At 64.5% G+C, this 26,000-nt stretch carries 24 protein-coding genes; all 24 read left to right on the top strand.

The annotated features are described in order from the left end of the window. The first annotated feature begins 140 nt into the window (after nucleotides 1–140). Nucleotides 141–1,343 (top strand): hypothetical protein, encoded by a 1,203-nt coding sequence (locus AUL36_RS18565; protein ID WP_062223104.1) that lies wholly within the window; start codon nucleotides 141–143, stop codon nucleotides 1,341–1,343. A 2-nt stretch (nucleotides 1,344–1,345) separates the two neighbouring features. Continuing rightward, nucleotides 1,346–1,612, top strand: coding sequence for a hypothetical protein (locus AUL36_RS18560; protein ID WP_062223103.1), 267 nt, complete (start codon nucleotides 1,346–1,348; stop codon nucleotides 1,610–1,612). Further along, nucleotides 1,609–2,118, top strand: a complete 510-nt coding sequence (locus AUL36_RS18555) for a hypothetical protein (protein WP_062223101.1) — start codon at nucleotides 1,609–1,611, stop codon at nucleotides 2,116–2,118. Before AUL36_RS18560 ends, AUL36_RS18555 begins: the two co-directional genes overlap by 4 nt. Continuing rightward, complete coding sequence (locus tag AUL36_RS18550) at nucleotides 2,115–2,411, top strand: hypothetical protein (RefSeq protein WP_062223099.1); 297 nt, start codon at nucleotides 2,115–2,117, stop codon at nucleotides 2,409–2,411. Before AUL36_RS18555 ends, AUL36_RS18550 begins: the two co-directional genes overlap by 4 nt. Next, nucleotides 2,408–2,992 carry a phage antirepressor N-terminal domain-containing protein gene (locus tag AUL36_RS18545; RefSeq protein WP_058635692.1) on the top strand — a complete coding sequence of 195 codons (585 nt, stop codon included), beginning with the start codon at nucleotides 2,408–2,410 and terminating at the stop codon, nucleotides 2,990–2,992. Before AUL36_RS18550 ends, AUL36_RS18545 begins: the two co-directional genes overlap by 4 nt. Continuing rightward, on the top strand, nucleotides 2,989–3,222 hold the full coding sequence (locus AUL36_RS18540) for a hypothetical protein (protein ID WP_062223097.1): 234 nt from the start codon (nucleotides 2,989–2,991) through the stop codon (nucleotides 3,220–3,222). Before AUL36_RS18545 ends, AUL36_RS18540 begins: the two co-directional genes overlap by 4 nt. 62 nt (nucleotides 3,223–3,284) lie before the next feature. Next, nucleotides 3,285–4,484 (top strand): tyrosine-type recombinase/integrase, encoded by a 1,200-nt coding sequence (locus tag AUL36_RS18535; RefSeq protein ID WP_062223096.1) that lies wholly within the window; start codon nucleotides 3,285–3,287, stop codon nucleotides 4,482–4,484. Between the two features lie 69 nt (nucleotides 4,485–4,553). Further along, nucleotides 4,554–5,975 carry a terminase large subunit gene (locus tag AUL36_RS18530; protein ID WP_156418459.1) on the top strand — a complete coding sequence of 474 codons (1,422 nt, stop codon included), beginning with the start codon at nucleotides 4,554–4,556 and terminating at the stop codon, nucleotides 5,973–5,975. A gap of 161 nt (nucleotides 5,976–6,136) precedes the next feature. Then, nucleotides 6,137–7,246: a phage portal protein gene (locus tag AUL36_RS18525; protein WP_244497166.1), complete on the top strand. Its 1,110-nt coding sequence runs from the start codon at nucleotides 6,137–6,139 to the stop codon at nucleotides 7,244–7,246. An 11-nt stretch (nucleotides 7,247–7,257) separates the two neighbouring features. Next, nucleotides 7,258–8,142 carry a head maturation protease, ClpP-related gene (locus AUL36_RS18520; protein WP_244497165.1) on the top strand — a complete coding sequence of 295 codons (885 nt, stop codon included), beginning with the start codon at nucleotides 7,258–7,260 and terminating at the stop codon, nucleotides 8,140–8,142. Nucleotides 8,143–8,157: 15 nt separating this feature from the next. Then, complete coding sequence (locus AUL36_RS18515; protein WP_244493584.1) at nucleotides 8,158–9,534, top strand: phage major capsid protein; 1,377 nt, start codon at nucleotides 8,158–8,160, stop codon at nucleotides 9,532–9,534. 70 nt (nucleotides 9,535–9,604) lie between these two features. Further along, nucleotides 9,605–10,072, top strand: coding sequence for a hypothetical protein (locus AUL36_RS24290; RefSeq protein WP_192843860.1), 468 nt, complete (start codon nucleotides 9,605–9,607; stop codon nucleotides 10,070–10,072). Between the two features lie 2 nt (nucleotides 10,073–10,074). After that, a complete protein-coding gene (locus AUL36_RS18505) occupies nucleotides 10,075–10,686 on the top strand; it encodes a hypothetical protein (protein ID WP_062223090.1) in 612 nt (203 codons plus the stop codon). Beyond that, entirely contained in the window at nucleotides 10,686–11,024 is a 339-nt protein-coding gene (locus AUL36_RS18500) for a hypothetical protein (RefSeq protein WP_062223088.1), read from the top strand. The genes AUL36_RS18505 and AUL36_RS18500 overlap by 1 nt, the downstream gene beginning before the upstream one ends. A gap of 2 nt (nucleotides 11,025–11,026) precedes the next feature. Next, nucleotides 11,027–11,629 (top strand): hypothetical protein, encoded by a 603-nt coding sequence (locus tag AUL36_RS18495; RefSeq protein WP_062223086.1) that lies wholly within the window; start codon nucleotides 11,027–11,029, stop codon nucleotides 11,627–11,629. A 2-nt stretch (nucleotides 11,630–11,631) separates the two neighbouring features. After that, entirely contained in the window at nucleotides 11,632–12,075 is a 444-nt protein-coding gene (locus tag AUL36_RS18490; RefSeq protein WP_062223084.1) for a phage tail terminator-like protein, read from the top strand. Between the two features lie 87 nt (nucleotides 12,076–12,162). Then, nucleotides 12,163–13,347, top strand: a complete 1,185-nt coding sequence (locus AUL36_RS18485; protein WP_062223082.1) for a phage tail tube protein — start codon at nucleotides 12,163–12,165, stop codon at nucleotides 13,345–13,347. A 65-nt stretch (nucleotides 13,348–13,412) separates the two neighbouring features. After that, complete coding sequence (locus AUL36_RS18480) at nucleotides 13,413–13,652, top strand: hypothetical protein (protein WP_156418458.1); 240 nt, start codon at nucleotides 13,413–13,415, stop codon at nucleotides 13,650–13,652. A gap of 104 nt (nucleotides 13,653–13,756) precedes the next feature. Next, the gene (locus AUL36_RS18475) at nucleotides 13,757–14,236 is read left to right on the top strand and encodes a hypothetical protein (RefSeq protein WP_062223079.1); all 480 of its coding nucleotides are present in this window, start codon (nucleotides 13,757–13,759) and stop codon (nucleotides 14,234–14,236) included. Between the two features lie 47 nt (nucleotides 14,237–14,283). After that, nucleotides 14,284–14,595, top strand: coding sequence for a phage tail assembly chaperone (locus AUL36_RS18470; RefSeq protein ID WP_156418457.1), 312 nt, complete (start codon nucleotides 14,284–14,286; stop codon nucleotides 14,593–14,595). Between the two features lie 24 nt (nucleotides 14,596–14,619). After that, on the top strand, nucleotides 14,620–21,075 hold the full coding sequence (locus AUL36_RS18465) for a phage tail length tape measure family protein (RefSeq protein ID WP_062223075.1): 6,456 nt from the start codon (nucleotides 14,620–14,622) through the stop codon (nucleotides 21,073–21,075). Then, nucleotides 21,072–22,664 carry a hypothetical protein gene (locus AUL36_RS18460; RefSeq protein WP_062223073.1) on the top strand — a complete coding sequence of 531 codons (1,593 nt, stop codon included), beginning with the start codon at nucleotides 21,072–21,074 and terminating at the stop codon, nucleotides 22,662–22,664. Before AUL36_RS18465 ends, AUL36_RS18460 begins: the two co-directional genes overlap by 4 nt. Nucleotides 22,665–22,667: 3 nt before the next feature. Beyond that, a complete protein-coding gene (locus AUL36_RS18455; protein ID WP_062223071.1) occupies nucleotides 22,668–23,555 on the top strand; it encodes a hypothetical protein in 888 nt (295 codons plus the stop codon). Next, nucleotides 23,555–25,999 (top strand): hypothetical protein, encoded by a 2,445-nt coding sequence (locus tag AUL36_RS18450; protein WP_062223070.1) that lies wholly within the window; start codon nucleotides 23,555–23,557, stop codon nucleotides 25,997–25,999. The genes AUL36_RS18455 and AUL36_RS18450 overlap by 1 nt, the downstream gene beginning before the upstream one ends. Nucleotide 26,000 lies beyond the last annotated feature (1 nt).

Here is a 26,000-nt window from a genome sequence, read left to right as displayed (position 1 = left end):
TTTCGGGGGGAAGGCGGTCGGGCACGTTCTCTGTGACGTGTTTCGACACTCCCGGCGCCAGCCCGTTGTTGGCGTAGGTTTTTTCCACGGCGGAAAAAACCCCGGCCGTCGAAAGCCGGTTCTTACAGAGACCGAATCCCATGACGAAATCCCATCTCGCGCTGGTGCATGACGCCAGCGCGCCCATCACACCCGATCAACTGGACGATCGGACGGGTGAGCCGCGTGTCCGCGACCTCTTGCTCGGAGAAATGCTCGGCTTCTCGGAGGCGCGCGCAATCCGAAAGATCATCGGCCGTAACCTTCCCGAATTGGCCTCTCATGGAGAGGTTCGGGACGCTGTGTCCCAAACCTCCGAGGACGGTGGTCGACCCGGCAAGGAATACTGGCTGAACGAAGGCCAGGCGCTCGTCATCTGCGCTCTTTCGCGCACGCCGGCCGCCGCCGCCGTCCGAAAGCAGATGATCGACGTGTTCCTCGCCTACCGGCGCGGTCTGTTGCCGGTCGAGGACGAGGCGCGCCAGACGCTGGCGCATCTTGCCGCCGAAGTCGCGGAACTGCGCCAGCGCGTGGCGCTGATTGGCGCGGCTCCGCACATCCGCTCCATCTACAAGAGCGGTTATCTGCCGAGCACGGTGCAACTGATGGTCAGCGACATCAGCACGGAGTTCGGCGCAGAGGGGCGGATCTTCGACGCGCGCCTCAGCACGCAGCTGGGTCTTGTTCATGAAGGTGCCGTGCGCGCCCTCGTCCAGTCGCATCGGTCCTTGCTGTCCGGTCTCGGCCGGCTCCGTGGGGTGGACATTCCCGGTGCCAAATTGCAACTCGGCCGGCCGGCGCGGTCATACTGGCTCACAGAGCTTCAAGCCTTGGCCGTTTGCAACTGCATCTCCGGTAATGTCGCCAATCACGCGCGGACGCGTATCATTCGCGTCTTCGCGGAATTCCGCCGCCAACAGGAAGAGCGCGCGGCAGCGGGCGGCTTCATCAAGACCCAAAATCAGGCCGAGCTTATCAGCCAGATGGATGAACGGCTGGCCGCGCTGGAAGGGGAGGCGCAACGCAGTTCGCGGAAGGAGGTGAAACGGCAGATCGCGGTTCTAGAAGCCGAACACCGGGCCAAGACGCCTTCGGCCGGGCTTCTCTACGGGACGAAGCCGATCGCGAGCTACCTGAGCATGAAGCCGAGCCAGACGAGCCACAGGATCGCCACGGGGGAAATCCCGACGTTCCGGATCGGCGATACGGTGTGCGCTCGCATAGCCGACCTCGATCAATGGATCGAGGAAATGGCGGTGGGCGGGCGCTCCATCCCTGCCGGCGTTCGTGGGGGGAGGGCATAAGGATGACCCAACCCGAAATCCGTCAGACCTACTGCGAGCCCTCCGTCAGCCCGACCCCGGCAACGATGGTCGGCCTCGCATCGGGGCTCACCGAAGCGCGGGCCATGCTGGCCGCGCAGATGTGGGAAATCGACTTCCTGCGAGACGAGACGCACGCGATCCGGCAGAGGCTCAACCGCGCTTATGTGCTCGCCCTTGCGGCCGGCGCACTGACGGGCGCGGTGACGGCCGGCCTCCTGTCCCTCTGTCTTGGCGGGGTGGCGTCGTGAAGGCCGTTCCCTTCTCTCGCATCTCCGACCTCGAAGACGGCGTGACGTTCTTCCATCTGCGGTCGGAAATCCTGCTCATGGTTGTTCGGCATCTCTTCGAATCTAACTTGAAGCTCCGCACCGGCGTTTCCGAAAACGAAATCGCCGCGCTGTTGGAAGCCGCGCTCAATGCGACCGAAGCGGCTCGTCGGCATCGAGACGCCTTTTACGATGCGATTGTAGCAGAACACCAACTGGACGTAGGGCCGAAGCCCCCCGAGGCCGCGCGGCCGAGCTTCCGCGAAGTCGAAGACGCCGTGGTGAAATGCGGAACCCAAATCGAAATTGCCGCCTCCGTTGCCGAAGCCCATCTCACGGACGCGGGTGAGGTCGCGCTCGATGAGGTGAACAAGAGGGCGCTTCTCGAAACGGTTCTCCAGGCTCGGGATGCGGTCTGGAAAATGCAGGAAGAATTCGAAGGGGCGCTTCGAGCGGATAACGAAGCGCGGCGGAGGGCGGCGGCATGAAAGCCATATCCCGACGCCAGACACTTCGCTTCCTCACGGCCGGCGCGGTCATAGCGTCTCTGCCCGCACTCGCTCCTGTCGGCGCGCTCGATCCTCTGGCCGCGCCCGAATGGTGGCCCGCCGACTTGGCGCACCGTTGGGCCACCTACAGCGAAGAGACGCGGCATCGCTGCCGAACGATCAAATACTACGCCAGGATGATGGAACTGTTCGAGCGTGCATCGCCCGAAGAGCTTCGCCAGATGCTGGCTTACATGGAGGCTTACCTAGCCGAGCACGGAGGCGCAGCATGACCTCTCGTCTCGTCACGGTGAACTTCCGCGGAACGGACCTCTACAGCTTCGAAAACGACGATGGCGTGTTCGTGGCCGTGAAACCCATCGTGGATGCGATGGGCGTGGATTGGAATGCGCAGCGCCAGCGCATCCGCCGCGATCCCATCCTGTCCGAAGGGGCGTGTATCATACCCGCCCCTTTGGCGAAGGGAGGCATTCAAGAAACAACCTGCCTCAAGCTCGAGCTCGTCAACGGTTGGCTGTTCACGATCGACGCCAGCCGCATCAAGGACGAGGGGGTGCGGGAGCGCGTCATCCTCTACCAGCGCGAATGCTACCAGGTGCTCACCCGCCACTTCCATCGGCCGGCCGGCGCGCCTCCGGTGGAAATTCCTTCGGGCGACCAGCCGCACGAACCTGACGGGCCACGCGTCCGCCTCGTTTCGGAAGCGCGGCAGGTGTTCGGGACGCGCGCGGCTGGCGAGCTTTGGTTCAAGCTGGGCCTGCCCATCACACCATCGATGACGGAAGCTCGAAAGCAACTCGATCTTCTCGACTACTCGCGCATCCGCACCAACGAGGGGGAGGGCTCGCGATGACGCTCATCTTCATCGACACGGGGCGGTCGAGCCGGCGTCAGATCGTTGCGGCTATCCACGCCATGATTGACCGGCTGGATTCACTCGACGGCGACTGCGATCTAGAACCGGATGGCGACTGCGAACCCAGCCTCGGCTGGTCGAGCACCTATGCCATCGGCCGGCATGACGGCGACCCGCGCGCCGACGAACGCGAAGAGGCGCAACGCGAAGAAGTCTCGCACTTCTGAAACCCGACGATCGGCCGGCCTCGTGCCGGCCGGTCTCCCTTTCACGAAATTGGAGAGAGAGAATGGCGAGCGTTTCGAAGCGCGAATGGGACCATAACGGCGAGACGAAAACCGCCTGGGTGGTTCGCTATACCGACAACACCGGCAAACGCCGACTGAAGACCTTTGACAAGAAGAAGGACGCCGACCGCTTCAGGACGCAGGTCGAGACAGAAGTGGGAAACGGCGTCCATATCGCGGCCAGTGACACCGTGACGCTATCTGAGGCGTTGGACAACTGGCTGAAGAAGTGTGACGCCCGCGCTCATGTCGGGGATCGGATGCGTCACAACACGGCACGCAATTTCCGTTGTCTGGCGGACGTCCATCTTCGGCCGGCGTTTGGAACGACTCTCCTGACCGACCTGACCGCGCGGCGGGTCCAGAAGTTCCTTGACGACCTCGCCTATGATCCTGCCAAGCCGCGTTCCCATGCGCTTTTGAAGCACCTCGCGGCGATCCTCCGCATGTGCCTGAAACATGCCGTGACGATGGGGCATGTTGGCCGGAACATCATGGTCGAGGCGGATATTCGTATTCCCGGCACCCGGCCCAAACGAAAGGAAATCCCGACCAAGGACGAGCTTCGCGAGCTTCTGGCGCGATCCGGCGATGTGCTCGGCATGGGTGGGGTGGCGCGCTACCTTCGGCCGCTGGTCTACACAGCCGTTTTCACGGGCCTTCGCCAAGGCGAGCTTCGGGCCTTGCGATGGGACGACGTTGATTTTGCCGCGGGGATCATTCGGGTCAGACGATCGGCGGATCAATTCGGCAGGATCGGGGAAACCAAAAGCCATGCCGGCATTCGCGACGTTCCGATCGCGCCCGCCCTTGCGCCGGAACTCAAGCGGTGGAAGTTGGCGAGTGCCGCAAAGAGCGAAGAGGGTCTGGTGTTTGTCGGCAATCGGGGGCGGATGGTCCAGCCGGCCTGCATTCAGCAAAGCTGGGGCCGATTACAGCGCCGCGTTCTTGCGGACGCGAAAGAGAAGGGTGCGGAGACCCGCTATTTCGCGCGGGGGAAATATCACTTCCATCAGCTGCGGCACGTCGCGGCGTCCCTCTTCATCGAGACCGGGTTGCCGCCAAAGCGTATTCAGACGATCATGGGTCATTCCACCATATCGATGACCTTCGATCGGTATGGACACCTCTTCGATGACCCTGCGATTGTCGAGGAAGCCATGCGTAAGATCGGCCAGGATTTGGTCTCGACGGCGATATAAGGCCCCCAGAGCCGCGACAAGGACGCGACAAGGCGCTCTAAGCGACTGATTTAAAGCCTCTTTTTTCATATCTCCAAAAAGAACTCGAAATCGACGATAGCTGCCGGCATCATGCTGACGGCGCTCCTTCGCAACTGGCGCCCGTCGAATGAACTTCTGATCCTCGCGCCGACGATCGAGGTCGCACAGAACTCGTTCAAGCCCGCGGCCGACATGGTGCGAGCAAACCCAGAACTGACCAAGCTGTGCCATGTGCAGGATCACCTGCGCATGATCACGCACCGGCGGACCAAGGCGAACCTGAAGGTGGTCGCCGCCGACAACAACACGGTGTCGGGCAAGAAGGGCGCCTTCGTGCTGATCGACGAGCTATGGCTCTTCGGAAAGCGCCCGCATGCCGACGCGATGCTGCGCGAGGCGACCGGCGGTCTCGTGTCGAGGCCGGAGGGCTTCATCATCTCGCTCTCGACACAGAGCGACGCCCCGCCGGCCGGTGTGTTCAAGGCGAAGCTGGACTATTTCCGGGACGTCCGGGACGGGAAGATCGACGACCCTCGAAGCCTCGGGGTCATCTACGAGTTCCCGAAGGCGATGCTGGACCGGGACGAGCACCTCGACCCAAAGAACTTCTACATCACCAACCCGAACATGGGCCGGTCGGTGCGCGAAGACTGGCTCGAGGACGAACTGCGCAAGGAACTGGCGAAGACACCGGAAACCCGGAACACCTTCCTCGCCAAGCACCTGAACAAAGAGATCGGCATGAACCTGCGGTCGGACCGCTGGCCCGGCGCCGATTTCTGGGATGCCCGCGAAGACGAGGCCTTGGCCTTGGCGACGATCATGGACCGCTGCGAGGCGATTGTGGTCGGCATCGACGGTGGCGGCCTGGACGATCTGTTCGGGCTTGCGGTGATCGGCCGCGAGATCGGAACGCAGAACTGGCTCTGCTGGGCACACGCCTGGTGCCACGAGGGCGTGCTGGAGCGGCGCAAGAGCATCGCTTCGCAACTCCGGGACTTTGAAAGGCTCAAGGAACTGACCATCGTCAGCGACAAGCTCGACGACGTGTCGGAGATCATCGAGATTGTCGAGACCATCAAGACGCGCCGGCTTCTGGCGGCCGTGGCGGTCGATCCGGCCGGCCTTGGCGAACTGGCCGACGCGCTCTCGACGATCGGAGTGACAGCCGACGAGGGGCTGCTGATCGGCGCGCCCCAGGGCTACGGCATGATGAACGCGATCAAGACGGCCGAGCGCAAGCTCGCCAGCGGAACGCTGCTCCACGCCAAGAGCAGCCTGATGTCGTGGTGCGTGTCGAACCTGAAGATCGAGCCGACGGCCACCGCGATCCGCGCGACGAAACAGAATGCGGGCGATGCCAAGATCGACCCGGTGATGGCCTTCTTCGATGCCATCGTCGTCATGAGCAAGAATCCGCAGGTGGCGGCATCGTCTCCCTATGAGAGGCGTGGAATTCGGATGGTGTGATGGGCTTCTTTCAACGCTTATTCGGTGGGGCGGCGCCCGAGCCGGCGCGCTCCTCGCCGAGAGCGGAAGGGAGCGGCGTCGTCTTCCAGGACATCAATGACCCCGCATTCCTTGAATTCTTGCGGGGTGGGGCGGGGCTCTACGGTGACGGCCCGATCAGCTTGGCCCAGGCCCTCCGAAACCCGGCCGTCTTCCGATGCGTGACGCTGATCTCGTCGGCCATCGGCATGCTGCCGCTGCATCTGATCGACGACGCGACCAAGGAAACGGCCGGCGATCATCCGCTGGATCGGCTCCTGCACCGCCAACCGAACAGCTGGCAGTCGGCCTTCGACTTTCGGAGCCTCATGCAGCTGCGGGCCTTGGCGAAGGGGGACGCCTATGCCTTTGTGGTTCGCGCCCGTGATATCGCAGCCGGCCGAGAGAAAATCGTCCGTCTGGTACCGCTTGATCCCGACCGGATGACGCCGAAGTTCAACGAAGCGACCTGGGAGGTCTCATACGAGTACCAACCGAAGGCCGGTGGGGTTCGGGTGTTTTCGGCCCGCGACGTCTTCCATCTGCGTGGCCAATCGCTCGACGGGGTGCGGGGCATTTCCCTTGTGCAGCAGGCGGCAGATTCGATACGGCTCGCCCTCGACGCCGAATTGGCGATGCGCAACGTCTTCAAGAATGGCAGCTTCATCGGCGGCACGTTGGAGACGCCGAACGAACTGTCGTCAGAGGCCTATGACCGGCTGACCACATCCTGGCAGGCTCGCCATACTGGCGTCGCGACAGCCGGCTCGACGCCGCTCCTCGAAGGTGGCACGAAATACAATGCGGCCGGCCCTTCGGTGAAGGATTCGGAGGCGAACGCACTCCGGGGACGGCAGGTCGAGGAAATCGCCCGCGTCTTCGGCGTTCCTCGCCCGCTCCTGATGGTGGACGAGACGAGCTGGGGCTCGGGCATCGACGTACTCGGCCAGTTCTTCGTCCGTTTCGCGCTCAATCCCTGGTTCGAGGCTTGGCAGCAGGCGATCGAGCGGACGCTTCTCGAAGAAGACGAGAAGGATCTCTTCTCGGCCAAGTTCAACTATGGCGCCCTGATCCGCGGTTCGATGAAGGATCAGGGCGAGTTCTTCGCCAAAGCGCTTGGCGCCGGTGGCCATCAGGCCTTCATGACGCCGAACGAGGTGCGCGACCTCCTAGATATGCCGCGCCATGCCGACGGCGACGATCTTTCCAATCCGATGATGGGCCACAATGGCGGCCCGCAGTTCGACCCTTAAAGGAACCCGACATGCGCAAGCGCATCATGCCCCGCGTCATGGCACAGGCCCGACCGGGCGCGATGCCTTTGCCGATCCGCCAGGACGTTCACGCTTTCACCAAGCCGGAGGTGTTCGACCGCTGGGGGCAGAACGCGGCCGGCATCCGCGCCGTTGCCTACGACGACAATGTCATCACCATGTTCGACAGCATCGGTGAGGACTACTGGTCGGGCGGCGGGGTCACGGCCAAGAAGGTGACCTCGCAGCTGCGCGGGATCGGGGACCGTCCCGTCGAGGTCCATATCAATTCGCCGGGCGGCGACATGTTCGAAAGCATCGCGATCTTCAACGTGCTGCGCGAGCATCCCCAGCCGATCACCGTCAAGGTGATGGGCATGGCGGCGTCCGCCGCGTCCGTCATCGCCATGGCCGGCGACACGATCGAGATCGGCGCGTCGTCCTTTTTCATGATCCACAATTGCTGGGTCTACGCGATGGGCAACCGACACGACATGCGCGAGACCAGCGAATGGCTGGAGCCGTTCGATCAAGCGATGGTGGACCTCTACGCTGCCCGGACCGGCCAGAACGCCGAGGACATCGCGAAGTGGATGGATGCCGAGACCTACATGTCCGGCACGCAGGCGATCGAGCGCGGCTTTGCCAACGCTCTCCTTGCGGCCGATGCGATGAAGGTCGACGAGGACGCGAAGTCAAAGGACAAGGACGTCAACGACCTTCGCGCTCTGGAACTGCAGCTCGTGGCGGCCGGCGCGACCCGCGCCCAGGCCCGCGAGCGTATCAACAAGATCAAGGGCACGCCGGGCGCTGCCGTTGAAGCCACGCCCGGCGCTGGCGAAGAGGTGCCGGATTGGTCCGGCCGCCTCGCCTCTTTCGTGTCCAAGAACAGCTAACCCCAGGAGAACCCGATGCGTCGGATGTTCACGTTCGCGGCGATCCTCGTCGCGGCGCTCTTTTCCATGTCTCATGCCTACGCCATGGGAGACCTTGCGCAGGCGGTCGCCGCCGCGCCCTCCCTCGGCCCGGCCATTATTGGCGCCGCCGGCGTCTTCGCGATGTCTCGCCCCGAGCTTCGCATTCCCCGCGCCATCACCGGTATCGGCATTCGCGCCGACACCAAAGATCCTCGCGTCATGTGCGCCGAACTTCTCTCGGCGTTCGAAGCCTTCAAGGCCGCCAACGACGAAGCCCTGAAGGGCAAGGCGGACGTGGTCCTTTCCGAGAAGGTGGACCGCATCAACACCGCCGTCAGCAACTTCCAGGCTTCGCTCGACGACCTGACGGTGAAGCTGGCCGCCGCCGCCCTCGGTGGTGGCGTCGTGGGCGACCTGCCCGCGTCCGACCCCGAATATGTGGCTGCCTTCAAGGCTCACATGCGCAAGGGTCAGGTGTCAGCGGCCATGGACAAGGGCACCGACGCGAACGGTGGCTATCTGGCGCCGATCGAATGGGATCGCACCATCACCGCCAAGCTCAAGCGCATCTCCAAGCTGCGCGAGAACGCGCGCGTCATCTCCATCTCGGTGGCCGGCTTCAAGAAGCTCTTCTCCGACCGCAATGTTGGATCGGGCTGGGTCGGCGAAACGGCGTCCCGTCCTGCCACCAGCACGCCCGGCATCGGCACCCTCGACTTCACGCCGGGCGAACTCTACGCCAACCCGGCCATCTCGCAGCAGCTGCTGGACGATGCCGCCCTCAATCTCGAGCAGTGGCTGGCGGACGAGGTCGATACCGAGTTTGCCCGCCAAGAGGGGATCGCCTTCCTGGCCGGCGACGGCGCCAACAAGCCCTATGGCGTCCTGACCTATGTCACGGGCGGGGCGAACGCTTCGCGCCATCCCTGGGGCGCCATTCAGGTCCAGAATACCGGCAAGGCGGCCGAGTTGACGACTGACGGCATGATTGACCTCATGTACGGTCTGCCGTCCGAGTTCGCCGCCAACGCCAAGCTCTACATGAACCGCCTGTCGGTCGGTCAGGCGCGCAAGTTCAAGGATGCGGGCGGCAATTACATCTGGCAGCCGTCCTATAATCTGGGCGAGCCCCAGACCCTGAACGGCGCGCCCATCGTCGAACTGCCGGACATGCCGACGGTCGCGGCGGGCAACATCTGCGCGCTCTATGGTGACATGGAAGCGACCTACATGGTGATCGATCGCGTCGGCATCGCCGTGCTCCGCGACCCCTTCACCAACAAGCCCTACGTCCACTTCTACACCGTCAAGCGCGTCGGCGGCGGGGTCTACAATCCCGAGCCCATGCGCGCGCTCAAGGTCGCCGCCTAAGGGCGTCGGTCGGGTTCCCTGCAACAGGCCGGCGCCGATGCGCCGGCCTTTTTCGTGAAAGGCCCCAACCATGGGCAGCAAGAAGACGCAGACCGCGACGGAACCCGAAACGGGTGAGGCGGCCCCGCCGGCCGGTGAAGGCACCACCACGCCTGTGACGCAGTCGGACGCGCCAGCGGGTGACAGCGAGACGGTCGATACCGGCGAAACGGCGCATATCGCATCCGCGACTTCGGACAGTTCGGTTACCGAACTCGAGGCGCATGTCGTTGACGGCCATGTCGTCCTGAATGACCAGGGCGATAATGTGCTGGAAACGCCCGCAGCGGCCGATAACGGCATCGCTCCGGCCGAGACGTTCTCGCCGTCCGGCGCCCCAGTGCAGACCGTGCCGGACGTCGATCCATCGCATCCTGCCGTCGATGCCGATCCGCGCGCCAAGACGACGGCCGAACAGAACCGCATCGACTTCAACGATCCGACGATCAGCGGCGAGGAAGCCGTGGCTCGGAGCCTCGCGGCCCAGACGAAAGGCTGATCATGCGCCCGCCCGTCCGCATCGTTGCGCCGGCCGTCTTGCCCGTCACCATCGAAGAGGTGCGCGACGCGTGCCGGATCACGGGCAGCAGCGAGGATGCGCGCCTTCTGCGCATGGCGCAGGCGGCCGTGGAGCGCCTCGACGGCTACCGCGGGCGGCTCGGGCGGGCGTTGATCCACCAGACATGGCGGCAGGATTTCGGGATCGGCGAGTGCGCGCCTTTGCGCCTTCGCTTTCCTGATGTCGTGTCGGCCACCGGCCTCTGGCTCGACCTCGACGGGACCGAAACGGCTGCCGCGATCCGCCTCGACGAGGATGTCGTCAGCCCGTTCGTCGTCGCCAACCGGAACGGCGGTCCGGCCGGCCGGCTGTTGCGCGTCACCTATGTCGCCGGCTACGGCCCGACGGCCGCCGACGTCCCGGCCGCGATCCGCGAGGCCATCCTTCTCGACATCGGACACCGCTTCCATGCCACCAGCGAGGGCGGTCAGATTCGCAGTGAAACGACGGAAGACGTCGGCAGCATCGCCTTCAACAGCCCCGAACAGACGGCGCTCGCCACGAAGCGGATGATCGATGACCTCCTGCGCGATTTCCGGCGAGGGAACGTCTGATGAGCACGGCCGATCAGATGCTGCGCGCCTACCGCCGCATGATGGCACGCAGCGGTGAGCAGGTGATGATCCGGCGCGGCGAAGGAGCGGCCGGCCGGAACATCGGCGTTCGCGCGCGCGTGACGACCTTCGACGCGCACGAGGTCGTGGGCGACATCGTGCAGACCGACACGAAGCTGATCGTCATGGCTGAGGATGTGACTCTCGACCCGCCGTTCCAGAAAGGCGACCGTGTCATGATGCACGGCAGGACGCTCGCGATCGTCGGACCGCCAAACGACAAGACGCGTCGCGTCGGCGGCGTGCTGATCGCCTACGAGTTCGCGGTTCGAGGTTGATCATGGCGAAGCTGCAGAATGTGCGCACCGCGATCGATATCGCGCGGGCGGCGACGCTCGAGGCGACGCAGCGCGCCCTGGTCGAGACCGCCAAGCGCGAGCACGCCAAGATCATGGGCGCCGATCCGCGCCCTGGTGGCTTCCGGCGCTGGGTGGACGGGCGCGAGGGCGCGGCCGAGGAGACGGTGAAGGACTTCGGCGTCATCCAATACGAATATTCGCGCCTCGACACCGTGGCGCAGTTCGCCTTGGAAACGCTTTTTGACCTTTCGCCTGTGGACTCGGGTGCCTACCGCCAGTCGCACACGCTGTTCACAAACGGCCAGGCCGTGACGAACCTGAAGGCGTGGAAGCCAGGCGATACCGTCTACATCTCGAGCTTCCTCCCCTATTCCCGCGTCATCGAGAACGGCTCGATGCGGATGAAAACCCCCGGAACTGACCAAGTCTACGCTCAGGCGAGTTGGATCGTACATCGCCGCTTCGGGAATATCGCGAATGTCGGCTGGACGTGGATCGGCGTCGTGAACGGCCAGACGGGCTACAACGACGAATTCGACCGATCAGACGCCCGCTATCCAGCTCTCATGATCGCGGAGCACTGACCATGGCGAACATTGCCGGCGCGGAGGCCGCGATCCTCGCGCGCTTCCAGGCGAACTGGAGCCGCACGCCCATCGCCCTCCCGAACGGGCCCGAGATCGACAAGGCGAGCCCGGCCGGAGACTTTCAGCCGTGGTGCTACTTCGAGACGGCCGTGTCCACGAGCAACCTGCGCGGCGTCGGCCGGCCGGGCGATCAGCTGTGGGAATATCTCGGCCTCATCACCATCCACGTCTTCGTGCCAGTGGGCGTCGGAGCAGCGCCCGCCAAGGCGCTGGCGACCGAGGCTGGCGAGATCTTCCGCGCGGCCGAGTTCTACCGGGACACGCCCGGCTGCTGCGTGCGCTCCTGGGCGCCGCGCATCGACGGCGGCGGTCCCGCCACGGACGACAAGAACTGGTGGCGCGTCACCGCGACCATCCCATTCGAGTACCTGCATCGCGGATGACGGCGGACGGCAAGCCCGCCCGCCACGATCCTTGATGCAGGGCCTCTGACCCGGCGCATGGCGCCTTCCCAACATTGGAGACGAGCCGTGGGCTATCAGACCGGCCGAAATATCCTCGTGAACGTCAAGCCGGAAGCGAGCTATGGCGTGCTGCCCGACAACACGGGCGGCAAATCCTTCCGTGCCAACAGCGGCTCCGTGGCGCTCTCGAAGGAGCCGATCCGATCGGGCGAAAACCGCCGAGACGGCCAGCAGACGCGTGGTCGCCACGGCTCGAAGAGCGTTTCGGGCAGCTACACCGCCGATCTCAGCCTCGGTTCCTTCGACGACCTTTTCGCGGCCGTGTTCCGGGGGACGTGGGACACGCCGCTGGCGCTCTCCGGCCTGTCGGTCACGGCCGATGCCACCGCCAAGACGTTCACGCGCTCGGCTGGCTCGTGGATTAGCGACGGCCTGCGCGTCGGCGACTTGGTGCGCTTCTCCGGCTTCTCGACCACGGCCAACAACGCCCGCAATTTCCGCGTCGTCGGCCTGACGGCGACGGTCGTGACAGTGGCTGAAACGCCTGTGACGGTGGGCTCGGCGCAGACCGGCGTCGGGCTGGCTCGGCCGAAGAAGCTGCTGCAGGGCGTCACGCCCCGCTCGTTCGCGGTCGAGGAAGCCGAGATCGACATCGATGGCTCGGAGCTTTTCACCGGCGTGCGCGTCGGCCAAATGCAGTTGAACCTTCAGCCGAACGGCATGGCGACCGTCATGTTCTCGCTGGTCGGGCAGGACATGCAGGTGAAGGAGGGCGCGGAATCTCCCTATTTCGCCTCGGCGACCACGACCGTCTCGCTCGGTATGACGGCGGTGGAGGCGGTGATCCGGCTCGGCGACCGCGATGTTCTGGACATCAGCCAGGCGAGCCTTTCGATCAATCTGAACGCCGCCGGCTTCCCGGTGGTCGGATCGAACGTCACGCCCGATGTCTTCACCAACCTCGCCACCGTCGAGGGCTCGCTGACCGCGCTGCGCAACGACGTCAGCCGAGTGAAGAACTTCCTGAACGAAGATCAGCTGTCGCTGCATCTCCTGTTTACGGAGAACGAGAGCGAGCCGCGCGACTTCATCGCCTTCTACGTGCCAAATCTGACCCTTTCGAGCGCCACCAAGTCGGAACTCGGCTCGGACGGACCGCGCACGCAGCAGCTGGCGCTCATGATCGGCACCGACGATCGTGGCGGGGCCTTCGACCCCGTCATGGTCAAGATGCAGACGTCCGCCGCCTGACGCGGACGCCGAGCCAGACGACGCGCCTGCGTCTGCCATCTCCAACCCCATGAATGGAGGCCATCATGGCCGATAAGAAGACGGATGCCGAGCATCCGAAGGCGGCGGCTGTCCGCAAGGCGGCCGGCGCTCTCGCCGACGCCCTCGCGGCGGCCCGCGCGGTCGGGCTCGCGGTCACCTGGCCGAGCCGGCCGGAAGACCTGCCCGCCATCCTGATCAGCGAGACCGGTTCCGTGCGCGACGACGCCGAAGCCGACGATCTCACCGGTACCAAGGTCGAGATGCGGTCCGCGACGGCCGTCTGACCTTCACCAGATGCCCGCCGCACACCGGCAACTCGTAGCGCGCGCGACAGCGGGCGGCGTGTCGGCGCCGCCCGATCCATTTCCTTCCGACAAAGGACAGAACCATGAACGCCATCGTTGACCTTTCCGCCTTCGTTCCGACCGATACGGCACTCCTCGAGATCCTCGCCCCCGGGGGCGTGAACAGCACCGGCTGGACCATCACCTTCGCGGGCCCGAGCCATCCGAAGGCCGTTGCCTACGCCGAAGAGAATTCGCGCAAGAACCTGCGCCGCCAGCGTCAGATCGAAGCCGCTCAGATCAATAACCGCAAGTTCAAGCCGGAAGAGCGCGAAGTCGATGAAGTGCGCCGCGAGAACGTCGCCTGGATCGTTGCCCGCATCCTCGACTGGACGCCGGTCAAGCTTGGTTCCGGCGGTCCGGTCGCGTTCAGCGAAGAAGCTGCGTTCCAGATGCTGCTGGACCCCAACTATGGTTGGGTGTTCGCTCAGGTCGTCGAGTTCATGACGGATGAGCGGTCTTTTACGAAGGGCTCCGCGAAGACGTCCGACGCTTCGCCGAGCGCCACTTCGAACTCGGACTGATCGACCCGGAAACAGGTGTTAGCCACCGGGAGACCATCGAGGGCCTGTTGAAGCGGGCCCGCACACCCGAAAAGCGGGAGGAATTGGAAGCCGAACTCCATTCCGACCCGCTTCCGCTGGCGGCAAAGTATCTCTGGGACATTTTCACCCGGCTCCATAACCGTCGGTCCTCCGGTGGCTTCGGCGTCAGTCCCATCACATGGCCCGACATTGACGCCTTCGTGCGGCTGACCCGCTGCGCGCTCTCCCCTTGGGAAATCGAGGTCATTGAGGACTGCGACGCGGCTTTTCTGGCCGCTGTTTCGAAACGCGATGCCGAATCTGAGACGCGGACCTCCGGCGAGGCGCCGGGGGACTGACCCCTTGCGCCTGTTGGAGCCCCTATGAGCAACGTCATCGTCACCGAACTGGTCGTTGACGCGCGCGGCGCTGAAAAGGGGACAGCTACTTGGGATCGCGCCATGAAGGTGGCGCAGGCGGCTGTTGATCGTCTCCTCGATCGCGACAACGCCCTACGCAACGCGATGGACCAGACGTCCACCACGATGACGACGGCTGCCGGCACGGTGACGGGCGCGGCCAAGGCGTGGGAAAAGCTTCGAGCGGTCGCCGATCCGACCGTGTCGATCATGAACAAGATCCAGAAGGCCACGCTGGACGCGGACGCGGCCGTCCGCCGGGGCATCACTACGCAGGCCGAGGCCGATCGCGTCCTCGAGCAATATGTCCGGACGATGCAGGCGTCGTCGGTGGCCGGCCGCGAGGCGGCGCGCGAGGCGCAGTCGCTGGCCGCCGCTCAGGAGCGCGCCGCGCAGGCCGCAGCACGCAGCGCGGCCGCACTGGACGATCTGCGGGCATCCCATGATGGCGTTTATGACGCGACGCGCCGAATGGCGCGCGAGGTGGATGAACTGGCGCGTCTGGAAAGCGCCGGCATCAAGATTGCTGGCGGCTACGCGGCCGCGCTCGACCGCATCATCCTAAAATACGACGAGACGGCTCAGGCGGCGGCCAAGGCCAAAGCCGCCCAGGCCGAGATGATCCGGCAGGCGCGCGAGGATCAGAACGCCGCCAATTCCAAGGCGTCGGCCGGCGCCAACCATGACAAGTTCAGCTCTTTCATGGGGGTCGGGTCCGGGGCCTCGTCCTCCGCGCGCGACAGCGCGCAGGTGTTCGAGGAGGAGGCTCGCGCGGCCGAGAAGCTGCGCGAGGAATTGAACCCTCTCGGCGCGGCCTACGCCAAGATGCTGCAGCAGATCGGCGCCTATGAGACCATGGCGCGTCGAGGCACGATCTCGACCGACGAAATGTCGGCCGCCGTGCGCAAGGCGATCAACGGGTTCCACCAGCTGGCCGACAGCGAGGCCGCGCGCGAAACGCAGGCCTTGGCCGCCGAGCAGGATAGGGCGGCACAGGCCGCGTCCCGCCATGCGGCGATGCTGGACAATCTACGGGCCTCGTTCGACCCCGCCTATGCCTCCGCGCGCAACATGGCGCGTGAACTCAGCGAACTCACGATGCTGGAGAATGCCGGCATCAGGGTTGCGGGCGGCTACGCGGCGGCGCGCGAGAAGATTGCACGGAAATACGATGCGGGCGCGCAGGCCGCCGATAAGGAGGCGCGTGCCGTCGCGCAGTTGCGCGAGGAACTGAACCCCCTTGCGGCAGCCCACGCCCGGCTGAATGAAAAGCTCGAGTCCTACCAGGCGATGGCACGCCGTGGAGCGATCACGAGCGACGAACTGGCGCTTGCGACCAGCAAGGCGCGCCGCGAGTTCGACCACTCGGCACGCAACCTGCGCGGCGTCGGCGATGAGGCTCGGCTGTCGAGCCATCAGGTCCAAAATCTCGGGTACCAGCTGAACGATGCCGCGACGATGCTCCTGTCGGGCTCGTCGCCGTTCCAAGTCCTCGCCACTCAGGGCGGCCAAGTCGTGCAAGCGCTTGGCGACGGGCCCGGAGGCGTAAAGGGGGCTCTGAAAGCGATCGGGGACTCGGTCCTCGCCTTTGGCGCGCGGCTCGGCCCAGTTGGCGTTGCGATCGGTGTGCTCGGCGCGGCTGGCGCAGTCGCCCTCGCCATGTGGCCCACTGTTCAGGATCGCATCGAGCGCGTGAACGCGTCGGCGGAGAAGTTCGCCAACACCCTCCGGGACATTCGGCGCGGTAGCGCCGGCTTGGCAGATTCGATCGAGCAGGGCGTCAATCGGAAGCTGATGCTGGGGCCTGAGGAACTCCAGGATCGTCTTGCGGCGGAGCAGCAGCGTCAGTCCGAGAGCATTGAACAGGCTCGCAAGGGCATTGGACGGTCCGCCTTTTACTCGGTTGGCTGGAACCCGATCACTTGGGGCAGGGATGCCTTTCAGACGGTCACCGGTGGCATCGACTCGATCAGCCTGCAGAAGCTCGTAGCCGAGTTCACCGACGGCACGAAATCTGCATCCGAACTTCGTCAGGAACTGGATCGCCTTCAGGCAACCGGTCAGGTTCCGCGCTACCTCTACGGTCCGATTGAAGAAATCACCAAGCTGACGGATGCTTCGGTTGAAGCGGAAGCCAAAGTTAAGGTGCTCCAGGACGCGCTCGCCAACTTCCGCATCGCGAAGCAGGCGGCGGACGACGCGGAGAAGGCCGGCACGGCCTACGAGAAGTTCCGTGGCCTCGGCTTCGATCTGGAGACGCTCAAGACCGAACGTCAGCGCATTAACGAGGCGTTCGAGAAGTTCAAGTCGACATCCATGGGGCCGCTCAACCCCAAGGATGTGCAGCGCTACAACGAGGCGCTCTCTCAGCTTGATGCGCAGGACGAGCGCGTCCGAAAGGGACGCGAACTCGACCTTCAACAGGTCGGCGCGCGCACCGTTGCCGAGCGCGCCCGGATTGCGGCCGAGCGCGAGCGGCTGAACCTCACCATTCCGGGGATCAATCAGGAAAAGGTAGCAGCGGACGCAGCGGCTGCCTCGCAGATGGTCTATGCCGAGGCGGCGGAATCTGCTGCCGAGGCTCTCCGATCCTCAAAGGATGCCTATGCGCAGGCCGGTCTGGACGGTTATGCCGGCCAGGTCGCGGCGATCAACGCGCAATATGCTCGCCAGATCGAACTCGCCCAAGGGTCAGAAGCGGCCGTCCGTTCGCTCACCGAAGCGCGTGATCTCGACCTCAAGACGCTGGAGGTCAGCACCCGCAAAAGCCTGTTCGATGGTCAGGAAGAGGAACTGCGCCGGCTTCAGGTCGAAGTCGGACTGATCGGCCAGAACGATGACGCTCGCCGCAAAGCTCTTGCCACGCTTCATGCGGAAAGCGAGCTGCGGCGCCAAGGGATCGACCTCAACAGCGAGTGGGGGCGCACCTATGTCAGCAATGCCCAGCAAATCTCCGACATGGACGATGCGCTCGGCAAGCAGCAGAAGACCTTCACGGACCTGAAGGAAGCGGCATCGGGGTTCTTCGATGCCGTTTCGTCGGGCGGCGGCGTCCTCGATGCGCTCGCCAGCACGTTTGGCCGGCTTGGCCAGCAGATGGCCTCGAAGGGCTTCGATCAGCTTTTCGGCAAGATCCTCGGCAACGGGGGGCAAAACGCGACCGGCCTTTCGCAGGCTCTCGGTGCGGCCACCAATATGGCCGGCGGGGCGCCGATCTATGGCAGCGACATGGCCACGGAGCGGACGTTCTCGGCGCCGGTTGGAGCCGTCACGCGTGTGCCGCTTGGTCCTGTCGAGGTCACGCTGCCGCAGTCTTCGGGCCGCGCGGTCGAGCAGGCCGGCAACGCCTTCCTCAATTTGATCCGGAAGGCCGAGGGCACGTCGGGCTCGAACGGCTACAACACCTCGCTCGCCTACGGGAAGTTCACCGGTGGCGAACGCAACCTGACGGGCATGTCGCTCAATCAGATCGACGCGCTGCAGTCCTCCATGCTCCGGCATCCGGAGAACGTTTATAATTCGTCGGCTCTGGGCGCCTATCAGATCGTCCAGAAGACGCTGCGCGGGCTGCGCGACGAACTCAAGCTCACCGGAGCGGAACTGTTCTCCCCCGAGATGCAGGACAAGCTGGCCACGACGCTCGCAGGGCGACGCGGGGCCAATGTCGCCGGGCTGCGGAACGAATGGGAAGGCTTCCGCCGCGTCGATGCGGACACGATCCTCGCGGCCTATCAATCGCGAGGCCCTGACGCCTCCACGACGCGCGCCTATGAGCGCGCGACGGAACGCGGTGTCGAGCGAGGGCTCAGCAACGCACTGCCGCCAATCGATGGCGGATATGCCGGCGTTGGTCGTGGTGGCGTGCCAGTCCCGACCCCGCGACCCAACGTGGGGGGCCTGACGGGCAGCGGCTCGATCCTGGGCATCCAGTATCCCGAATTCAGCGCGCTGGGCGGCCTGACAGCTGGTCTCGGCGGGTTCGGGGCTGGATATTCGTCCGGATCGGCGCTCGGCGGCGGCTTGCAGGGCGCTTTGGGCGGCTTCATGTCCGGCGGCCCGGTCGGCGCGGTGATCGGAGGCATTTCCGGATTGCTGGGCGGTGTCCTCGGCAAGAAGAAGCAGAAGAAGCAGGAGGAAGAGGAAGCCAAGCGGCAATGGGAGGGGATGCAGCCTCAGTACGAGGGGTATCGCCGCTATCTGTCGGGTGAGGAAAGCGGCAATCTCCGCACCGACTTCCAGAACATTCAGGCGCAGTTCAATCAGTTCAACGCTGCCTCGACCAAGGCGAAAAACGGCGATCTGGTCGAAACCGCGCGTTCCTTCTACGCCTATGTCCAAAAGCAGCTTTCCGAGTTCCGCGAGGCCTTCGAGGGCGTCGCGGCCGATCTGGAAGCGGGCGCCGGTCTGGATGGACCGTTCGCCAAGGGCAAGAGTGCCGTCCGGCAGTTGCAGAAGCAGCTGCAGGGCTATCTCGATGACGTCGCCATCGCCTACTATCAGGCGGATAACGGTCTGCAGGGCGGCGCGCCCTTCGCCGCAGCCGACGCTGCCTGGAAGGATCGGCGGGAAGCCGCGTTGGCCAAGGCGCGCCGCGCCGCGCAGGATCAGGCGCTTTCGGTGCTCAACCCGCCGAAGGAGCTTTCCGCCGTCGAATCCAACTTCCGCTCGCTTCAAGGGGCCGCGCAGCAGCTGCTGCCGACGCTTCAGAAGCTCGGGATGAACGCGACGGACGCCGCGCGGCGCATCGGCGAGGAACTGAACAAGGCCCTCGCCAAGATGGCCGCCGACTTCGTCGACGGGTTCGGCCGGAAGATCAACGATCTGACAGGAAAGGGCTATCTGAACGACGTGGCCGACCTCTTCACGGAGTTCGACACGGCGCTCTCGAACGCCTCGCTCCTCAATGTCGATCCGGCCATCGTCAATCGGTGGTTCTCGCTGTCGGCCCAGAAGATCGTCGACGGATCTGAACTGGCAGGTGATGCCTTCGCCGAGCTCGTCAGCGTCTTCCCGCGCCTCTCAGGCGTGGTGACGGAAGCCGGGCGATCGATCTCCGCGTCGGTATCCGAGATCGAAGCCGCGATCACGGGCTACGAGGATCGTCTGTTCGACGCCCAGAACGCGGGCGACGAACTGGCGGCTTTCGAGCGCCGGGCGGCGAAGGAGCGGTTGGAAGCGGTGAAGTTCGGCGCGAATGCCGTTGCCAAGCTGGAAAAAGCATTGTCGGCCGAACGCGCCGCCACGGTCCTCTCGGCGGCTCGCAGCAATCTGGATCGCAGCTACCAACACGAAACGGATCGCATCAACGATCTGCTTTCGGCCCGCCGCAACGAGGCGAGCGAACTGGAGTCGACCGTCGGCAGCCTGAAGGACTTTGCGAGCAACATCGCGCAGTTCAGGAAGTCGATGCTGGTCGATGACAGCCTCTCGACCCTCACCCCGGAAGCGCGGGTGGCGGAAGCCCGCCAGCAGTTCCTCGACCTCGCCATGAAGGCGCAGGGTGGGGATGAGGACGCGCGGTCCAAGCTCACGGGCGCCGGCCAGGAATATCTGACCGAAGCCCGGTCCTTTTATGCCAGTTCCGAACGCTACCACGACGCCTTCGACGAGGTCCGCAGGATCCTCGACCAGAGCGAAACGGCGGCGCGCGGCCAGCTTTCGACTGCCGAAAGCCAGTTGGCGGCCCTCAAGCGCCAGATCGCGCTCGACGAAGCCCAGCTGGAGCAGAACAAGAAGGACTACGAAGCCCTCCTTGGCATCAACGACGGCATCAAGTCGCTCGCGGTGGCCATGAAGGACTATGCGGCAGCGGCAGCGGCAGCCCGTCAGCAGGGGATCACGGTTCCGGGGACAAACCCGGCGACCACGGAAACCCCGCGCAATGGCGGGTGGACGTACGAAAGCGCCACCCCCTACCTCGCCAAGAACAAGGACGTCGCGGCGGCCATCGCGGCCGGCGAGACGTTCGGGCTGCCGAAGGGCTACTCGGCCGAGGTCTACGCCTCCGCGCACTACGGTCTCTTCGGCCAGGCAGAAGGCCGGGGCTGGGCGACCGGCGGCTACACGGGCGCCGGTGGCGTCCATGACGTCGCTGGCCTTGTCCATCGCGGCGAAGTGGTCTGGTCGCAGCGCGACGTCGCGTCGTGGGGCGGCCCGGCCGTGGTGGACACGATGCGTCTGACCCGCGGCATGCCGACCCTCAACATGCAGGCCGCGCCCCGCGCGGTCATGACGGCCAACGACAACTCGGCCGTCGTGGCGGGTCTCTCTCGCCTGCAAGCTTCCTTCGAAACCCGCTTTGCCACTCTCGCGAAGGCGACGGCGCAGGGTGCGATCGAGGTGAAGGGATCGGTGGAAGAGGGCAACCGTCTGACCGGGCGTCAGTCGGCTAGAGAGAAGCGAAAGGCGATGGCGGCATGATTTACCTGGTGGAGTTCGAAGCCTTCGACCCCCACCCGGAGGTCAATGCCGTCGTCGTCGAGCGCCTCGCGACCGACGGCTACACGACCGGACCGAACGACAACCCGCCCCATCGGCATTACGAGGGACGGGTCATCAACCCCGGCAACTTCGAGCAGTCGATCTTCGACGACGGAACGACCTCGGGCGAAGCGCGCGTCGGCTACGGCTTCATCGAGGTGGCGATCGGCGACGACGGCGCGGGGGAAAACCTCGACCGTCTCGCCCGCTACGCCGTCGATGGCCGGCGGGTGACGATCTGGGCGTTGGAGGACGTGGACGCGCGCTTCACTTCGCGCGCCTTGGTGCTGACCGGCATCATGGAGCAGATCGAAGTGTCTTGGACCGTCGCCACGATCCGCATTCGCGACCGCCTCGATGACCTGCGCGTCCCGATCCAGACCGAGACCTACAAGGGCACGACGACAGACGGAACGAAGACGGACGCCGAAGGAACGCCCGAGGACCTGAAGGACAAGCCCAAGCCGCTGGCCTGGGGTGTCAACCGAAACGTTCCCGGCATCGTCTCCAATCGCTTCAAGCTGGTGTTCGACTTCGCTTCGAACGGCTGCGAGTTCGACGAGGTCCGGGATGACGGTGTGCCGCTGACGAAGGGGGCGAGCTATTCGACCTTCGCCGCGCTGATGGCCGCTACCATTCCGGAGCGCGCCTATGGGCGGTGCCCATCCACGGGGCAGATCAGGATAGGCGATAATCCGAAAGGCGCGATCACGGCCGATATCACCGAGGGCGCACCGGGCGGGCGTTCGGTCGGCAAGGTCGCGCGCCGGATGCTCGACGCTTCGGGCTTCGACGCCGGGGCCGACTACAACGCTGATGAACTCGACGCCCTCCACGCGCTGAACGGCGCGGACGTCGGCATCTGGATCGGGGCCAACACGCGAAACGTCCTGCCGGCCGTCACGGCCGTTCTGGCCTCTATGGGCGCTTGGATATGCCCCGACGCAACGGGCGTGTTCCGGTTCGGCCAAGTGGACGTTGCGGCCGGCGCAAGCGGGCCCGTGCTCGACCTCAGCGTGATCCTCGATCGCGGACAGGGGATCGAGCGAATCGTCACCAACGACGCGCAGAACGGCGTGCCGGCCTGGAAGGTGACGGTGACCTATGCGCCGGCCTGGCTCGTCCAATCGGAAGCCGATTTGAACAAGACGGCGGCCACGACGGCTTTGAAAGCGTTCGCCACCAAGGAAACGCGCTCGGCCTCGGCCGAGAACGAAACCCTCAAGACCATTCACCTGCGCGCCTCCGAACTGACCTTCGCCTCGCTCTTCGCGACAGAAGCGGCAGCCAAGGCGGAGGCCGGCCGGCAACTTGCCCTGCGCGGCCAGCGGCGCCAGCGCTACCGCGTCCCGCTGAAGGACGAGGTGGCCATCGGCATTCGTCTCGGCAGCATCGTAACCCTTCAGCTGCCGCGCTTCGACCTCGACGCCGGTCGGCCGATGCTCGTGATCGGCAGGGAGGTCGTGTTGCCGCGTCGAAACGGCGACAAGGCGGAGGCCGGCGTCATCACTCTCGACATTTACGGATGACGCATGGACTCGCGGATCACCCTCGGAAGCGAGAACTGGCTTGATACGCTGGACGCGAGCGCGCTGTCGGGCGGCTCCTGGCAGCCGACGCTGCCGCTCTCGAACCTTCTCAGCCGGCAATACGCCAAGGTCGCGCGATCCGTGGGTCTTTCCCAGAGCGAGGCGACATTGACGATCAACTTCGGCAAGCCGCGCACGGTCAGCCTGATCTCGCCGATCAACCATGGCGGCACGCTGACCTCGCGCATGCTGGTCGAACTCAGCGAGAAGCCGGATTTCTCGACCTACCTTCATTACGACGTCTACGACCTCTGGCCGGGCCTGTTCTCGTCGCCCTGGAGCCTCGACACTTTGGAATGGGAAGACGACAGTTTCTGGCTAGGCGGCTTCACGGCCGAGGACATCGAAGGGTTCCGTACCTGTCCGGCTATCCTCCTTCCTACGCCCATCACGGCGCAATACATGCGTCTGACATTCATCGATCCCGGCAACCCGGACCGCTTCTTCAAGCTCGGCCGGCTTTTCGTCGGGCCGACCATCCGCCCACGCATCAACTATAGCTGGGGCGATACGCTGACCTTCGAGTTCGCCACGGCGATCGAGACGGCGCTCAGCGGTGACGAGTTCTTCGACCCGCGCCGGCCGATCCGCGTCCATCGCTTCGGCCTGCAGCATCTCTCGGCCGACGAGGCCTATGGACAGTTCCTCAAGATGGTCCGCCGGCAGGGCGTCCACAGGGAAGTCTTCGTCATCCCCGACCCCACGGATCTCTTCAACGGGATCACACGGAATTTCGTGGGCCGCCTTCGCGCTCCCTCGCCCTTGGAACAGGTGCAGTGGGAGGGCGACGGGCCCGGCCTCTCCATGCCCTTCGAAATCAAGGAACTCTGATGGCGCTCCCGGCTCTCATCCAAGCGGCAATCACCCGCATCCGCGCCGCCAACAATGACCAGTGGGACGCCACTAAGAACCCGTCCGGTCTCGGGCAGGGCGGGCACCGTCAGAATCTCGTGAAGGACTTCAATGCGATCGCCGATGTCGGCGAGTTCACGGCCGAGAATGCCGAGAGCACGGCCGCCGACGTCGTGAAGACTGCCGCCGATCGCGTGCAGACGGGCAAGGATGTCACCACGGCGGGGAACGCCCGTGACAAAGCGAAGTCTTGGGCGAACGCGGCCGAGGACGTGGATGTCGAGCCGGGAATGTTCTCGGGCTTCCACTTCATGCGAAAGGCGATGTCTTCAGCTACGCTGGCCTCGCGCTGGTCGAACGAGGCGGAAGATACCCCCGTCGCGGGCGGCCTGTTCTCTGCCTATCATTGGTATCGCAAAGCGCTTGCGCAGGCGGTGCTGGCCGGAGGATATGCGGCCGGGCTGAAGATGCCGGCGATCTCGGCAGCCGAAGCCGGCTACTTCGTGAAGGTCAACAGCGGCGGCACAGCCTATGAGCTAGGGCAGATCACGATCGCCACCGCCGATCAGATCAAGACAGGCAGCGGCAAGGGCGTCGTCAACGCCGAGACGCTCGGCCCGCTCCTACAGGACGTGGCGACGACGGCGATCAAAGCGTATTCGATCGGCTCGTACATGCTCCGGCTCTCGGTCACTCCCGAGCCCGGCCCGAACTGGCTGGAGTGCCTTGGGCAGATCGTGCCGCTGGCGAGCTATCCGGACCTCGCGACTGTCCTACCCGTCTACGTCAAGCAGTATGGCGAGCAGAACGTCGGCCTACAGAGCACCGTCTACATCAATGGCTCCTCTGGCAGCAACTTCGCCGTCGCCGCACAGTGGTTCGAGGGCAACAGGCTCTTCACGCTCCAGAATGGTATTTTGACGATCCTCAATCCAGACGGGACTAGCCTGACTGGACAGTTCAATAACGCCAGCCCTTCGCTGTGGTACACGAGCACCCTCACCATCCCTGGCGGCAACATCCGTCCGCTCCTTAGGGAGTCCACCAACGAGGTCTTCTACAGACGGTCAGGAGCTTCAGCGCTCAGCTCAATCGACGCCACGTCGGTCTCTACCATTCAGAATGGACAGCGAGACTCCATTCCCAACGTCCAGAACATCGCGGGCTTCGACACAATGGAGTACCTGTTCGAGCTGCCGAACGGGACACTCCTGTTCTTCAGCCGAAACTCCAACGGAAACAACATCCGATACACGCGCTGCCAGAATCTGCCCGTTGGGGTAGCTCACAACGCCTGGCAGAACTTCGACCCAGGAACCTTCGATCCGGCACAGTCGACCATCAACCCGCCCATGGAGTTCATCGCATGGCAGGCGAGGGACGGTGCGGTCTATGCGGCGACACGCGCCGCCAACTCTAACACGGCCTTCACGCTCTATCGGACACTCACGGGCACATCGTGGACCGTCGTCAGCACGTTCAGCATCGCCTCTGGGACAAGCCCCTCCGGCGGGTGGTTCTCGTCTCGCCGGCGCGAGTCGAAGATCGTGCCGTTCGGTGTCAAGGAAGAGTCGCCTGATGGGAAGACGATCGTCGTCAACTTCGGCGACTGCGGCTTCCTGATCACGATCGACAGCGGAGCGTCGTGGGTCTACAAGTCGGTCTCCGACCTCCTGAACAGGAGTGGTGACGGACTCAAGCCGATAACGGCCAGTGTGTCCTATGTCGGCTTCGCATGGGACAAGTACCGGAGCGAGTGGGCGTTCTCCTGCATCTGCTATCCGACCGACAGCACACAGACGCACATTGGTTTCTGGGCAGGCACGGACATCCTGAACCTGACGCTTCGCGGGAAAGCGATGCTCTCGGGCTACAATAACACCAACTCGACCTCACAGTATCGCTCTGCTCTGATCGTGACCGCAGGACGATACAGGCACTCCTTCCACTCTTCCTCCGCCAGCACTGGCGGCCTCGTGGACTACAGAAAGTCTCAGACGGGAACGATCACGACCGGCCCGGCTGGCATCAGCGGCAATATCGTCATGCCCATGTTCCGGTTCGAGGGAACCCCCTTCGACGGAACGATCTGGCAGTCGTACACAAGTACAGGACTGACGATCTGGACGGCGGGCGACGACTCCGAGGAACTCATCGCCAGCAGCGGAAACGCCGCATTCCCGAGCAGCGTCCTACAGACGGAGTTCGATGTGAGCGCCGATGGAGCATTGGTCAGCAATGTCGTCAGGACGAGTAATCCGACAGAGTACGCGTTCTGCGGATCGTTCTACGACTACAATCCTGCGCTGGAGAGGCGACTGCCGAGGGTTGACTACACCACGAACCAGAATGGTCTGCCGGCTCTCCAAGAATACTACAAGCGGTCTGCCACGAAGCCCCGCGTTTACATTAAGGTGAAGTGAC

It is taken from the genome of Aureimonas sp. D3, from assembly GCF_001463805.1.
Lineage (GTDB): Bacteria > Pseudomonadota > Alphaproteobacteria > Rhizobiales > Rhizobiaceae > Aureimonas > Aureimonas ureilytica_A.
The sequence above is the reverse complement of the archived record's forward strand: the minus strand, read 5'-3'. Positions and strand labels throughout refer to the sequence as shown.

Bases quoted from the DNA above. Each gene is read 5' to 3' on its own strand.
- AUL36_RS18565 (WP_062223104.1), top strand. From the start codon at position 141: ATGACGAAATCCCATCTCGCGCTGGTGCATGACGCCAGCGCGCCCATC.
- AUL36_RS18560 (WP_062223103.1), top strand. From the start codon at position 1,346: ATGACCCAACCCGAAATCCGTCAGACCTACTGCGAGCCCTCCGTCAGC.
- AUL36_RS18550 (WP_062223099.1), top strand. From the start codon at position 2,115: ATGAAAGCCATATCCCGACGCCAGACACTTCGCTTCCTCACGGCCGGC.
- AUL36_RS18545 (WP_058635692.1), top strand. From the start codon at position 2,408: ATGACCTCTCGTCTCGTCACGGTGAACTTCCGCGGAACGGACCTCTAC.
- AUL36_RS18540 (WP_062223097.1), top strand. From the start codon at position 2,989: ATGACGCTCATCTTCATCGACACGGGGCGGTCGAGCCGGCGTCAGATC.
- AUL36_RS18535 (WP_062223096.1), top strand. From the start codon at position 3,285: ATGGCGAGCGTTTCGAAGCGCGAATGGGACCATAACGGCGAGACGAAA.
- AUL36_RS18520 (WP_244497165.1), top strand. From the start codon at position 7,258: ATGCGCAAGCGCATCATGCCCCGCGTCATGGCACAGGCCCGACCGGGC.
- AUL36_RS18515 (WP_244493584.1), top strand. From the start codon at position 8,158: ATGCGTCGGATGTTCACGTTCGCGGCGATCCTCGTCGCGGCGCTCTTT.
- AUL36_RS24290 (WP_192843860.1), top strand. From the start codon at position 9,605: ATGGGCAGCAAGAAGACGCAGACCGCGACGGAACCCGAAACGGGTGAG.
- AUL36_RS18505 (WP_062223090.1), top strand. From the start codon at position 10,075: ATGCGCCCGCCCGTCCGCATCGTTGCGCCGGCCGTCTTGCCCGTCACC.
- AUL36_RS18500 (WP_062223088.1), top strand. From the start codon at position 10,686: ATGAGCACGGCCGATCAGATGCTGCGCGCCTACCGCCGCATGATGGCA.
- AUL36_RS18495 (WP_062223086.1), top strand. From the start codon at position 11,027: ATGGCGAAGCTGCAGAATGTGCGCACCGCGATCGATATCGCGCGGGCG.
- AUL36_RS18490 (WP_062223084.1), top strand. From the start codon at position 11,632: ATGGCGAACATTGCCGGCGCGGAGGCCGCGATCCTCGCGCGCTTCCAG.
- AUL36_RS18480 (WP_156418458.1), top strand. From the start codon at position 13,413: ATGGCCGATAAGAAGACGGATGCCGAGCATCCGAAGGCGGCGGCTGTC.
- AUL36_RS18475 (WP_062223079.1), top strand. From the start codon at position 13,757: ATGAACGCCATCGTTGACCTTTCCGCCTTCGTTCCGACCGATACGGCA.
- AUL36_RS18465 (WP_062223075.1), top strand. From the start codon at position 14,620: ATGAGCAACGTCATCGTCACCGAACTGGTCGTTGACGCGCGCGGCGCT.
- AUL36_RS18460 (WP_062223073.1), top strand. From the start codon at position 21,072: ATGATTTACCTGGTGGAGTTCGAAGCCTTCGACCCCCACCCGGAGGTC.
- AUL36_RS18455 (WP_062223071.1), top strand. From the start codon at position 22,668: ATGGACTCGCGGATCACCCTCGGAAGCGAGAACTGGCTTGATACGCTG.
- AUL36_RS18450 (WP_062223070.1), top strand. From the start codon at position 23,555: ATGGCGCTCCCGGCTCTCATCCAAGCGGCAATCACCCGCATCCGCGCC.